The 13,138-nt window shown below is 56.6% G+C and carries 12 protein-coding genes; 10 read left to right on the forward strand and 2 right to left on the reverse strand.

Annotation, left to right across the window (positions count from 1 at the left end; translation table 11 throughout):
* Window positions 1–819, reverse strand: a complete 819-nt coding sequence (gene yiaJ, locus ACQG0S_RS21640) for an IclR family transcriptional regulator YiaJ (RefSeq protein ID WP_015572751.1) — start codon at window positions 817–819, stop codon at window positions 1–3.
* 224 nt (window positions 820–1,043) lie between these two features.
* Here yiaJ and yiaK point away from each other — a divergent pair, with 224 nt between their 5' ends.
* From yiaK to araD, 8 genes are all read left to right on the forward strand, one after another.
* Window positions 1,044–2,042 carry a 3-dehydro-L-gulonate 2-dehydrogenase gene (gene yiaK, locus ACQG0S_RS21645; RefSeq protein ID WP_048966138.1) on the forward strand — a complete coding sequence of 333 codons (999 nt, stop codon included), beginning with the start codon at window positions 1,044–1,046 and terminating at the stop codon, window positions 2,040–2,042.
* Between the two features lie 10 nt (window positions 2,043–2,052).
* Complete coding sequence (locus ACQG0S_RS21650) at window positions 2,053–2,520, forward strand: YhcH/YjgK/YiaL family protein (RefSeq protein WP_045308999.1); 468 nt, start codon at window positions 2,053–2,055, stop codon at window positions 2,518–2,520.
* A 26-nt stretch (window positions 2,521–2,546) separates the two neighbouring features.
* The gene (locus ACQG0S_RS21655) at window positions 2,547–3,473 is read left to right on the forward strand and encodes a DUF4862 family protein (protein ID WP_023298859.1); all 927 of its coding nucleotides are present in this window, start codon (window positions 2,547–2,549) and stop codon (window positions 3,471–3,473) included.
* 45 nt (window positions 3,474–3,518) lie between these two features.
* Window positions 3,519–4,838: an MFS transporter gene (locus ACQG0S_RS21660; protein ID WP_038416906.1), complete on the forward strand. Its 1,320-nt coding sequence runs from the start codon at window positions 3,519–3,521 to the stop codon at window positions 4,836–4,838.
* Window positions 4,839–4,914: 76 nt separating this feature from the next.
* Window positions 4,915–6,420: an FGGY-family carbohydrate kinase gene (locus ACQG0S_RS21665; RefSeq protein ID WP_048966139.1), complete on the forward strand. Its 1,506-nt coding sequence runs from the start codon at window positions 4,915–4,917 to the stop codon at window positions 6,418–6,420.
* Window positions 6,417–7,070 carry a 3-keto-L-gulonate-6-phosphate decarboxylase UlaD gene (ulaD, locus tag ACQG0S_RS21670; protein WP_023298862.1) on the forward strand — a complete coding sequence of 218 codons (654 nt, stop codon included), beginning with the start codon at window positions 6,417–6,419 and terminating at the stop codon, window positions 7,068–7,070. The genes ACQG0S_RS21665 and ulaD overlap by 4 nt, the downstream gene beginning before the upstream one ends.
* A 2-nt stretch (window positions 7,071–7,072) precedes the next feature.
* Entirely contained in the window at window positions 7,073–7,933 is an 861-nt protein-coding gene (locus tag ACQG0S_RS21675; protein WP_038416908.1) for an L-ribulose-5-phosphate 3-epimerase, read from the forward strand.
* Complete coding sequence (araD, locus tag ACQG0S_RS21680; protein ID WP_038416909.1) at window positions 7,927–8,622, forward strand: L-ribulose-5-phosphate 4-epimerase; 696 nt, start codon at window positions 7,927–7,929, stop codon at window positions 8,620–8,622. The genes ACQG0S_RS21675 and araD overlap by 7 nt, the downstream gene beginning before the upstream one ends.
* Here araD and ACQG0S_RS21685 read toward each other — a convergent pair whose 3' ends face one another.
* Window positions 8,623–9,441 carry an AraC family transcriptional regulator gene (locus ACQG0S_RS21685; protein WP_022649753.1) on the reverse strand — a complete coding sequence of 273 codons (819 nt, stop codon included), beginning with the start codon at window positions 9,439–9,441 and terminating at the stop codon, window positions 8,623–8,625.
* A 225-nt stretch (window positions 9,442–9,666) separates the two neighbouring features.
* Between ACQG0S_RS21685 and ACQG0S_RS21690 the strand changes: the two genes are divergently transcribed.
* Both ACQG0S_RS21690 and ACQG0S_RS21695 read left to right on the forward strand, forming a co-directional pair.
* The gene (locus ACQG0S_RS21690) at window positions 9,667–11,067 is read left to right on the forward strand and encodes an MFS transporter (RefSeq protein ID WP_022649754.1); all 1,401 of its coding nucleotides are present in this window, start codon (window positions 9,667–9,669) and stop codon (window positions 11,065–11,067) included.
* Window positions 11,068–11,077: 10 nt separating this feature from the next.
* Window positions 11,078–13,027, forward strand: a complete 1,950-nt coding sequence (locus ACQG0S_RS21695; protein WP_063138188.1) for a glycoside hydrolase family 127 protein — start codon at window positions 11,078–11,080, stop codon at window positions 13,025–13,027.
* Window positions 13,028–13,138: the final 111 nt, after the last annotated feature.

Below are 13,138 nucleotides of genomic sequence, written 5' to 3' on the forward strand. Positions count from 1 at the left end.
TTACGCCTCGCGCACGTTAAACCCCAGTTCTTTCGAGATAGCTTCCGCCGTGTCACGCAGCGGTTTTAACAAGTTTTTCTCGCCCACCTGCTTCATGCGCGACGTCGACAGCGAAATGGAGATGGCATAGGGCACGCGCCCGTGAATATCAAAGACCGGCACGGCGATACATGACACACCCAGCTCGTTCTCTTCTTTATCCATCGCCATACTGTGATCGCGAATTTCCGCCAGCTCATCATACATCGCGCTCAGTTCGGTGATGGTGTTGCGGGTCAAAGGTTGGATCTGTTCCTGGTGGCTTTCCCAGTAGCTCGCCACGTAATCCTGATGACCAAACGCCATATAGATTTTGCCCATCGCAGAACAATAGAGCGGCATGTGCTGGCCGATATATGCGCGCGTGCGCAGCATACCGGTTGTTGGCTCAAGCTTATAAATCAGGATCGCGTGATCATCTTCACGGCTGGAGAAGTTGACCGTTTCGCCGGTGGCAATGTTCAGCGCCTCGAGGTGCGGCGCCGCCACGTGAATAATATTGAGCGATGAAAGCGCCTTTTGCCCGACGGCGATAAATTTGGTGGTCAGACGATAGCTCCCTGCCGCCGGCGCCGGCGTCACGTACCCGCACGACTGCAACCCCTGCAATAACCGGTGCACGGTGCTTTTATTCAGCCCCGCCAGTTCTGATAAATGCGCAAGCGGACACCCGTTTGGATAGTTACTGAGGATTTCAATCAGCATCAGGCCGCGAAACAAGCTCTGGCTACCTGCTGGCCTCTCTTTTTCTTGCGTCATTTCGCTCTCTTTTATGCTCATCAAATGGCTCCTGTTTATCGCGCCCTGATGGTAGCGCAAAGTGTGGTTTAGTTCACGATCTCAACAGAAAAAACACAACCATTTGATTTTAATCGGTTTTGAAAAACGTGAATGTCGTTGATCTGACAAAATTTGATCGCTATATTTGAAATCAGATTTCGCATAGTGAAATTTAGCGATAAAAAAGCACTCGCACTTGCCCCTAAAAAAACAGGAGAACAGGGATGAAAGTGACCTTCGAAGAGTTGAAAGCGGCGTTCAATCGGGTTCTGCTCGATCGCGGTGTAAAAGCGGATACCGCAGACGCCTGCGCTGAGATGTTCGCCCGCACCACGGAGTCCGGCGTTTATTCACACGGCGTCAACCGCTTCCCGCGATTTATTCAGCAGCTTGACGCAGGCGACATCCTCCCTGACGCCCAGCCGAAACGCGTAACGACATTAGGCGCCATCGAACAGTGGGATGCGCAGCGTTCCATCGGCAACCTGACGGCGAAGAAGATGATGGACCGTGCTACCGAGCTGGCGTCCGATCACGGGATCGGCCTGGTAGCGCTGCGTAATGCTAACCACTGGATGCGCGGCGGTAGCTACGGCTGGCAGGCGGCGGAGAAAGGCTATATCGGCATCTGCTGGACCAACTCTATTGCCGTGATGCCCGCGTGGGGATCAAAAGAATGCTGCATCGGCACAAACCCCCTGATCGTTGCCATTCCGTCGAATCCAATCACCATGGTCGATATGTCGATGTCGATGTTCTCCTACGGCATGCTGGAGGTGAATCGCCTGGCCGGACGCGAATTACCGGTCGACGGCGGCTTTGACGATGAGGGCAATCTAACCAGAGAGCCGGGCGTGATTGAGAAAAACCGCCGCATACTGCCCATGGGCTACTGGAAAGGTTCTGGCTTATCGATTGTGCTCGACATGATCGCCACCTTGCTCTCTGACGGCGCATCCGTTGCGGAAGTGACCCAGGACAACAGCGACGAATACGGCGTATCGCAGATCTTTATCGCCATCGAAGTGAATCGCCTGATCGACGGCCCAACCCGCGATGCCAAACTACAGCGCATCATGGACTTCATCACCACCGCAGAACGCGCTGATGAAAACGTCGCCGTCCGTCTGCCAGGCCATGAGTTCACACGCCTGCTGGAGGAGAACCGCCGCAACGGCATCACGATTGACGACAGCGTGTGGGCGAAAATCCAGTCTCTGTAAGGAGTGGGTCATGATATTCGGACATATTACACAGCCAAATCCATGTCGCCTGCCGCTGGCGATTGAAAAGGCGCTTAATTTTCTGCGTACCACGGATTTCACCACCCTGGCGCCGGGCGTGATCGAAATTGAAGGCCGCAACATTTTTGCCCAGGTTCTCGACCTCACCACAAAGGAACAGCACGAGAACCGCCCTGAAGTCCATCGCCGCTATCTGGATATCCAGTTTTTGGCCTGGGGCGAAGAAAAAATCGGTATTGCTATTGATACCGGGAATAACAAAATCAGCGAATCATTGCTGGAGCAACGGGATATTATTTTTTATCACGACAGCGAACACGAGTCGTTTATCGAAATGATCCCTGGCAGTTACGCCATATTTTTCCCGCAGGATGTTCACCGTCCTGCCTGTATTAAAAACAAGGGATCCGCAATTCGTAAAATTGTGGTGAAAGTGGCCATCAGCGAATTAGATTAATTTTCTGATAAATACAGGAATGCGAAATGACCAACACCGGTTTTATTATTGGTGCGTACCCCTGCGCACCCTCGTTTCACCAGAAAGGGGAGCAGGAAGAACACGCCTTCTGGCGGGAACTTTCCGACACGCCAAATATTCGCGGGCTGGAACAACCTTGCCTTGAAAATCTCCATCCGTTTGGTGATGAATGGCTGTTTCGTCATACGCCGGGCAACTGGCAGATCGTTGTCACAGCCGTTATGGAAACCATGCGCCGCCGCGGCAGCAACGGCGCGTTTGGCCTGGCGTCCGCGGACGAAGAACAACGTAAAGCGTGCATTGAATATTACCGCCATCTGCATCAAAAGATTGATGCCGTTAACACCCGCTTTCCCGGGAAAGTGGTCGCTCTGGAAATGCAGGCCGCACCACAGGCGGGTAATGATTCTGTCGAGCAAGCGACAGAAGCATTCTCCCGCTCGGTAAGGGAAATCGCGAGCTGGGACTGGGGCTGCGATCTGGTGCTGGAACACTGTGATGCGATGAATAGCCCGGCGCCGCGTAAAGGGTTCTTGCCCTTAGAGCAGGTGCTGGAGGTAGTGAGAGAGACCGATATCAGCGTCTGTATCAACTGGGCACGTTCGGCCATCGAAGGTCGCAACACCGCCCTTCCGCTGGAACATGTTCAGGCGGCACTCGCTGCCGGGAAACTGGGGGCGCTGATGTTCTCGGGCACGACCCCTCGCGGTGAGTACGGAGAATGGCAGGATCTGCACGCGCCGTTTTCTTCGTTCTGTGCCGACAGTCTCATGTCCACTGAACATGTAAAAACGCTGTTTACTGCGGCGAGCGCCGCAACATTGAAATTCTCCGGTATTAAATTACTGGAAATAAATGCTAATGCTGACGTCAGCCATCGCATCGCTATTTTGCGCGACGGCATTAGCGCTATGAATAAAGCATCACAATAAAAATAAAGAATACATTTTCCGGTTACCTTCACTGAGATATTAACTATGAATATTTCTTCTAATGCTCTACACGCGGACATTCCGCGCCAGCGCTGGCTAAGGATCATTCCCCCTATTCTTATCGCCTGCATTATTTCCTATATGGACCGCGTAAATATAGCTTTTGCGATGCCCGGCGGTATGGATGAAGAGCTGGGCATTTCCGCCACGATGGCGGGCCTGGCGGGGGGGATCTTTTTTATTGGCTATTTGTTCCTGCAAGTTCCCGGCGGCAAAATTGCCGTGCACGGCAGCGGTAAGAAGTTTATCGGCTGGTCGCTGGTTGCCTGGGCGGTGATCTCGGTTCTGACCGGGCTTGTAACCAACCAGTATCAGCTGCTGGTGCTGCGCTTCTTACTCGGCGTGGCGGAAGGCGGGATGCTGCCCGTTGTGCTCACGATGATCAGTAACTGGTTCCCGGATGCCGAGCGCGGCCGCGCCAACGCGATTGTGATCATGTTCGTGCCCATCGCCGGGATCATCACCGCCCCACTGTCGGGCTGGATTATCACCGCTCTCGACTGGCGCTGGCTGTTCATTATTGAAGGTCTGATGTCCGTTGTTGTGCTGGTGCTGTGGGCGTTCACCGTCTACGACCGGCCGCAGGAAGCGCGCTGGATCTCTGAGGCCGAGAAAAACTACCTGGTACAAACACTGGCGGCAGAGCAGCAGGCCATTGCGGGTAAAGAGGTGAAAAACGCCTCGCTCAGCGCAGTGCTGTCTGACAAAACCATGTGGCAGCTGATCGCCCTCAACTTCTTCTACCAGACCGGCATTTACGGTTACACCCTCTGGCTGCCCACCATTCTGAAAGAACTGACGCACACCAGCATCGGCCAGGTGGGAATGCTCGCCATTCTGCCTTACATCGGCGCCATTGCCGGCATGTTCCTGTTCTCTACGCTCTCTGACCGCACCGGCAAGCGCAAGCTGTTTGTTTCCCTGCCATTGATTGGCTTTGCGCTCTGCATGTTCCTCTCCGTGGCGCTGAAAGAGCACACCTGGCTGGCCTATGCCGCGCTGGTGGGCTGTGGCTTCTTCCTGCAATCCGCAGCGGGCGTGTTCTGGACCATCCCGGCGCGTCTGTTCAGCGCTGAGATGGCGGGTGGCGCACGCGGCGTGATTAATGCCCTGGGCAACCTCGGCGGGTTCTGCGGTCCTTATGCGGTAGGCGTACTGATCACCCTGTACAGCAAAGACGCAGGCGTTTACTGCCTGGCGGTTTCGCTGGCGCTGGCATCGCTGCTGGCCCTGATGTTACCGGCGAAATGCGATGCCGGAGCAGAGCCCAACCCCACGGTGAACTCGCATAAGCGTGCGGCCTGAGGCCCTCACCTGATTCACTAAACCAAACCGTAGGCCGGGTAAGCGAAGCGCCACCCGGCAATTAAGCGAGAAGAAGATGAGTGAAAAAGAGCCCTTCTGGCTGGGTATCGATTGTGGCGGTACTTATCTGAAAGCCGGTTTATACAACAGCCAGGGCAAAGAAGTCTGTATTGAACGCCGCTCAGTGGCCACGCTCAGCCCACGCGCTGGCTACGCCGAGCGGGATATGCACCAGCTCTGGCAGCACTGCCACAAAACCGTCGCCCTGCTGCTTAAAAATTCAGGCGCTGACGGCGGTCAGATTAAAGGCGTTGGCATTTCAGCCCAGGGCAAGGGGCTATTTTTGCTCGATAAACAGGATCGCCCCCTGGGTAACGCCATACTCTCCTCCGATCGCCGTGCGCTGGAGATCGTGCAACGCTGGCAGCAGGACGGTATACCCGAAAAGCTCTATCCGCATACTCGCCAGACGCTGTGGACGGGGCATCCGGCCTCACTCCTGCGCTGGGTTAAAGAGAACGAGCCGCAGCGGTATCAGCAAATCGGCAGCGTGATGATGGCGCACGATTACCTGCGCTGGTGTCTGACCGGAGTCAAAGGCTGCGAAGAGAGCAACATCTCGGAATCCAATCTCTACAACATGAATACCGGGCAGTACGATCCGCAGCTCACGCGCTGGCTCGGCATCAGCGACATTGACGGTGCCCTGCCGCCTATTATCGGTTCAGCAGAAATTTGCGGGGAAATCACCGCTCAGGCAGCCGCACTGACCGGTCTCACGGCGGGTACTCCCGTCGTTGGTGGACTGTTTGATGTGGTTTCCACCGCGATCTGCGCCGGGCTGCATGACGAAAATACGCTGAATGCCGTAATGGGGACCTGGGCCGTGACCAGTGGGATTGCCCACGGCATCCGCGACAACGAGCCGTTCCCCTACGTCTATGGCCGCTATGTCCATCCGCAGCAGTTCATCGTTCACGAAGCCAGCCCCACCTCGTCCGGCAACCTGGAATGGCTGACGGCCCAATGGGGCGAAATGTCATTCGATGAGATTAACCACGCCGTGGCCAGCCTGCCAAAAGCTGAAAGCGATGTGTTCTTCCTGCCTTTCCTCTACGGCAGCAACGCCGGACTGGAGATGACCAGCGGCTTCTATGGTTTGCAGGCGCTGCATACCCGCGCGCACCTTCTCCAGGCGGTTTATGAAGGGGTGGTATTCAGCCACATGACCCACCTCAACCGTATGCTCGAACGCTTTCCCCACGTGCAGACCCTGCGCGTGACGGGCGGCCCCACCCATTCGGACGTGTGGATGCAGATGCTCGCGGACGTCAGCGGCCTGGCGATTGAACTCCCGCAGGTGGAAGAGACCGGCTGTTCCGGTGCGGCGCTGGCCGCGCTCGTCGGTACAGGTCTCTATCCCGATTTTTACGCCGCTCAGCGCGCCCTCAGGCATGACATCCGGATGATTGAACCTGACATGCGTGCCCATGCCGCCTACCAGCGCAAATATCACCGTTACCAGCTACTGATTTCAGCATTACAGGGCTATCACGCCCGTGTTAAGGAGTACGACCTATGAGCCGACCATTATTGCAGCTGGCGCTCGACCACACCTCACTTCAGGCCGCGCAGCGGGATGTCGCGACGCTTTCCGATCACGTCGACATCGTCGAAGCCGGCACCATCCTGTGTCTGACCGAAGGGCTAAACGCCGTTCGCGCCCTGCGCGCTCAGTGTCCGGATAAAATTATCGTGGCGGACTGGAAAGTCGCCGATGCCGGAGAAACGCTGGCTGAGCAGGCGTTTGGCGCAGGCGCAAACTGGATGACCATCATCTGTGCCGCCCCGCTGGCCACCGTTGAACGTGGCCACGAGGTCGCACTGCGCGGCGGCGGCGAGATCCAGATGGAGCTGTTTGGCAACTGGACGCTGGACGACGCGCGCGCGTGGCACCGCATCGGGGTGAAGCAGGCGATATACCACCGCGGGCGCGACGCACAGGCCAGCGGCCAGCAGTGGGGCGAGGCGGATCTCAGCAAAATGAAGGCGTTGTCCGATATCGGGCTACAGCTTTCCATCACTGGCGGTATCACCCCCGCTGACCTGCCGCTGTTTAAGCAGATCAACGTCAAAGCCTTCATTGCCGGGCGCGCGCTGGCAGGCGCCGCCAATCCGCCGCAGGTGGCACAAGCATTCCATTCGCAAATTCGCGACATCTGGGGAGAGTAACCATGCGTCAGCATCCGTTAGGCATTTACGAAAAAGCGCTGCCAAAAGATCTCTCCTGGCCGGAGCGCCTGGTTCTGGCAAAAAGCTGCGGCTTCGATTTTGTGGAGATGTCGGTGGATGAGACCGACGAGCGTTTATCGCGCCTTGAATGGAGTACCACGCAGCGCGCCTCTCTGGTGGAAGCGATGCTGGAGACCGGCGTGGCCATCCCGTCGATGTGCTTGTCTGCCCATCGTCGCTTCCCGTTTGGCAGCCGCGATGACACCGTGCGCGAACGCGCCCGCGAGATCATGACCAAAGCCATCCGGCTGGCCCGTGATTTGGGTATTCGCACCATCCAGCTTGCGGGTTATGACGTGTACTACGAGGAGCATGACGAGGGCACGCAACAGCGCTTTGCCGAAGGGCTGGCGTGGGCCGTAGAGCAGGCCGCTTCCGCGCAGGTAATGCTGGCGGTAGAGATCATGGACACCGCGTTTATGAACTCCATCAGCAAGTGGAAAAAGTGGGACGACATGCTCGCCTCGCCGTGGTTCAGCGTTTACCCGGACGTCGGCAACCTGAGCGCGTGGGGCAACGACGTCACCGCCGAGCTGACGTTGGGCATTGACCGCATCGCCGCTATCCATCTGAAAGACACCCGGCCCGTAACCGAAAAAAGCCCCGGCCAGTTCCGTGATGTGCCGTTTGGCGAGGGCTGCGTCGATTTCGTTGGCGTGTTTAACACGCTAAATCAACTTAACTATCGCGGCGCATTTCTGATTGAAATGTGGACCGAAAAAGCCAAAGAGCCGGTACTGGAGATCATCCAGGCGCGCCGCTGGATTGAAGCACGAATGCAGGAAGGAGGCATGACATGTTAGAACAACTCAAAGCCGAGGTGCTGGCGGCAAATCTCGCCCTGCCCGCCCACCAGCTGGTGACGTTCACCTGGGGCAACGTCAGCGCGGTTGACCGTGACAGCGGCATGATGGTGATCAAACCATCCGGCGTGGAGTACGACGTGATGACCGCAGAAGATATGGTGGTGGTAAATATCGCCACGGGTAAAGTGGTCGAGGGGAGTAAAAAACCCTCCTCCGACACCCCGACCCATCTCGCGCTGTATCGTCGTTACCCGGAAATTGGTGGCATCGTGCATACCCATTCCCGCCACGCCACCATCTGGTCGCAGGCGGGGCAGGATTTACCCGCATGGGGCACGACGCACGCGGACTATTTCTACGGTGCGATCCCCTGCACGCGGCTGATGACCACGGCTGAAATCGCGGGTGAATATGAATACCAGACGGGGGAAGTCATTATCAAAACCTTCGAGGAGCGCGACATAAGCCCGATGCAGGTCCCGGCGGTGCTGGTACACTCTCACGGCCCGTTTGCCTGGGGCAAAGACGCTGCCGATGCGGTACACAATGCCGTGGTGCTGGAAGAGTGCGCCTATATGGGGCTTTTCTCGCGCCAGCTTGCACCACAGCTTCCGGTTATGCAGCAGGAATTGCTGGATAAGCATTACCTGCGCAAGCATGGCGCAAATGCCTATTACGGCCAGTAATCATCCGGAATTAATATGCTCTTTACAGTACCGCCGTTTCCAGACGGCGGGCGTTAACCCGGTATGTTTCGAGAATATCTGCCGGAAATAACCCACGTCATTAAAACCGCACCGGGTGGCCACTTCAGTTAATGAGGCCGCATCGTTCAGCAACAATTTTTCAGCGGCCCTGACGCGCTGGCGGTGTATTGCCTCCGTCAGGGTTAAATGAAACGTCCGGCGAAATACTCGCCCCAGGTAATCTGCGTTGCAGTGCAGCTCTTTCGCCAGCTGTGAAGTGGATATGGGCAAATGAAAGTGAGTGCGGATAAGCTGTTTGGCCTTCCACGCCATTGCTGCGCCCGCATCATCCGCTTTATCTTCATATCCCGGCGAGAGCGATATCTGCTGCAAAATTAACAGCAAAATTATCTCCAGCGCCTGGCTACGCTGTAATTTTTCCTGCTCGCTTAAAAACTGACGGAATAACGCAATAACATATTGCGGATCCCGCACGCTACAGTGTTGCTCAATCGACAGTGGCGTCGCACCTGGCAACGCAGGCAAGCCTTCATCCACCTCAAAATGCAGCCAGTAAAATTTGAGATCGCCCGGAAAATCTTCCACGCCGACATGCCGCCGCTTCGGCCAAAGTAATAAACTCTCGCCGGCGTTTACCTCAAACAGCGTATTTTCCTCCTGGATCGTTAATGTCCCTTTTTCGACAAAGATTATCTCCCACGAAGATAATTTTCGTGCGGGATGACGACCCACGCCCCGGGAGATAAATAACCCGCCATTTTGAACCTTAATCGGAAGTGCTATGGATAATTCAAGCATGGATATTCAATTTCCCGCTTTTATGGTGGCTAATATTGCGTTTATTGTTTGATTATTAATAAATATCAGCAGAACAGCTCGATCAAACTCACAGTTTTACCATCAGGTCGGAATCGTCACCTTTTTATACTTTTCCCTTCCCTTGTTGGTCTGCCCGTTGAATGCAGAATAAATGGGGTACCTTGCACAAATACGATAATAAATCGTTTATCGAGGAGTTCCCCCATGACTTCCACACCGATTACAGACGCAGAAGTTGCAAAACAGGCAGCCGATGACCGACTGTCAGTCCGCGAGAAAATTGGCTACGGCCTGGGCGACGCGGGCGGCACGGTAATTACCTGCCTGATCATGAACTTCCTGACCTTTTTCTATACCGATGTATTTGGCCTGACGCCCGCGCTGGTGGGCACGCTGTTTATTGCTCTTCGGGTATTTGACGCGATTTCCGATCCAGTGATGGGCGTGATTGCCGACCGCACGCAGAGCCGCTGGGGGCGTTTTCGTCCGTGGCAGCTGTGGGTCGCGCTTCCCATCGGGATCGTCGGCGTGCTGACCTTCACCGTCCCGGACGCCAGCATGGGCGTGAAAATCGCCTGGGCGTTCGGCACCTATTTGCTGTTGTCCGTAGGCTATACCGCCATCAACGTGCCGTATTGCGCGCTGATCAACACCATGACCACCCGCCACAACGAGGTAATATCCTGCCAGTCCTGGCGCTTCGTACTGTGCGGCGTGGCGGGCTTTCTGGTCTCCGTTGGCCTGCCGTGGCTGGTGTCAGAGCTGGGACAGGGCAATACCGCCCGGGGTTATCAGTTGGGCGTCGGCGTACTGTGCGCCATCGCTGTGGTGATGTTCTTGTGCTGCTTCTTCTGGGTGCGCGAGCGCGTCCCGCTTGCGCTGATGGGGAAATTCACCCTGCGCGAGCACCTGGCGGGCCTGCGTAAAAACGATCAGCTGCTGCTGATGCTGGTGATGTCGTTTCTGCTGATCAACGTCTTCAACATTCGCGGCGGCGGTTACATGTACTTCATCACCTATGTGCTTCAGGGCAGCACGGCGTACACCTCGCTGTTTTTCACCATGGTGACCTTTGCCGCCATTCTGGGCGCGGTGATCGTCAACCCGCTGTCGCGGCGGATTGATACCGTCAAACTCTACTACTACACCAACCTGGTACTCGCTGCGCTTGCTATGGGAATGTGGTTCCTGCCAGGTGGCCCGGCGCACCAGACGCTCTGGCTTATCGTGATTTTAAGTAACGGCGTGATCCTGGGCTTCACCCTGCCGCTTCACTTCTCGCTAATGGCCTTTGCCGATGACTACGGCGAATGGAAAACCGGCGTGCGCTCCTCGGGGATGAATTTCGCCTTCAATCTATTTTTCATCAAGCTCGCGTGGGCATCCAGCGCCGGGATCATCAGCCTGGTGTTTATTGCCGTGGCCTATCAGCCAGGCGCGGGCAACCAGACACCCGCCTCATTGCAGGGCATCACCGCCATGGAGACGCTGCTCCCTGCCCTTTTCCACCTGCTGCTGGCGGTCGCTATCCGCTGGTGCAGGCTTAACAATCCCGTGATGTCGCGCATTGCAACCGATTTGCGCCAGCGTCATGTACAGTCCTGAGGAGAACGATATGACCATAATGGAAGCCGACCTGCATCAGCTGAAAATCAACGACCCGTTTCTTGGTCAGTACCAACGGCTGGTCCGCGATGTGGTAATCCCCTACCAGTGGGATGCGCTTAACGATCGCGTGGCGGAAGCTGAACCCAGCCACGCCATCGCCAACTTCCGCATCGCGGCCGGTCTGGAACAGGGGGCGTTTTACGGGATGGTCTTTCAGGACAGCGACGTGGCGAAATGGCTCGAAGCCGTGGCGTGGTCGCTGTGCCAGAAGCCGGATGCCGAACTGGAAAAAACCGCCGACGAGGTGATCGAGCTGGTCGCAGCGGCGCAGTGTGAAGATGGCTATCTCAATACCTATTTCACGGTGAAAGCACCGGCCGAGCGCTGGACCAATCTGGCCGAGTGCCACGAACTGTACTGCGCCGGGCATATGATTGAAGCGGGTGTGGCGTATTTCCAGGGAACCGGAAAGCGCCGCCTGCTGGACGTGGTGTGCAGGCTGGCGGATCATATCGACAGCGTGTTTGGCCCGGGCGAAAACCAGCTGCACGGCTATCCTGGCCACCCGGAAATCGAGCTGGCGCTGATGCGGCTGTACGACGTCACGCAGGAGCCACGCTATCTCAATCTGGTGAAATACTTTATTGAGGAACGCGGCACACAGCCTCACTTCTACGATATCGAATATGAGAAGCGCGACAGAACGTCATACTGGAACACCTATGGCCCGGCGTGGATGGTCAAGGACAAAGCCTACAGCCAGGCGCATCAGCCCCTTACCGAACAACAAACGGCCATCGGCCACGCCGTGCGTTTTGTCTATCTGATGGCGGGCATGGCGCATCTGGCGCGCCTGAGCAACGACGAAGGGAAACGTCAGGATTGCCTGCGGCTGTGGAACAACATGGCACAGCGCCAGCTGTACATCACCGGCGGGATTGGCTCGCAAAGCAGCGGCGAGGCATTCAGCAGCGATTACGATCTGCCCAACGATACGGTCTATGCCGAAAGCTGCGCCTCCATCGGCCTGATGATGTTTGCCCGCCGGATGCTGGAGATGGAGGCGGACGGCCACTACGCCGACGTGATGGAGCGCGCACTATACAACACGGTGCTGGGTGGCATGGCGCTGGACGGTAAGCATTTCTTTTATGTAAATCCGCTGGAAGTGCACCCGAAAACACTGGCCTTTAACCATATCTATGACCACGTGAAACCGGTGCGCCAGCGCTGGTTCGGCTGCGCCTGTTGCCCGCCGAATATTGCGCGCGTGCTGACCTCGCTGGGGCACTATATTTATACCGTTCGCCCGGACGCGCTGTTGATCAACCTGTACGTGGGAAACGATGTCGCCATTCCGGTGGGGGAAAACACCCTCCAGCTGCGGATTAGCGGAAACTATCCGTGGCATGAGCAGGTAAAAATCGAGATAACCTCACCAGTTCCGGTGACTCACACGCTGGCCCTGAGGCTGCCGGACTGGTGTGCGGAACCGGCTGTTTCGCTCAATGGTCAAGCCATTACAGGCGAGGTCTCCCGTGGATACTTATACCTAAACCGCAACTGGCAGGAAGGCGACACGCTGACGCTGACGTTACCGATGCCGGTCCGCCGCGTGTACGGCAACCCGCAGGTGCGCCAGCAGGCGGGGAAAGTCGCATTGCAGCGTGGGCCGCTGGTTTACTGCCTGGAAGAAGCCGATAACGGCGCAAATCTGCATAACCTTTCTTTGCCGCAAGACAGCGCGTTTCGGGTATTTGAAGGCAAAGGCATTTTCGCGCACAAGATGCTGATACAGGCGGAAGGGATCGGGTGTCAGGCGAAGGACACTGATGCCCTGTGGCAGTACGACCACTCGCCGGTAGAACGTCAGCCCCAGACGCTGACCTTTATTCCGTGGTTCAGCTGGGCAAACCGGGGAGAAGGGGAAATGCGGATATGGGTGGATGAAGGCTGAATAACTGCGGCCTGTTGCCCTCACCCCAGCCCTCTCCCACGGGAGAGGGAGTAAAAAGTAGGCCGGGTAAGGCGAAGCCGCCACCCGGCTTTAACCCGGCTCAGGCCGCCC

This window comes from Enterobacter cloacae complex sp. 418I7 (assembly GCF_050030705.1).
GTDB classification, from domain to species: Bacteria; Pseudomonadota; Gammaproteobacteria; order Enterobacterales; family Enterobacteriaceae; genus Enterobacter; species Enterobacter intestinihominis.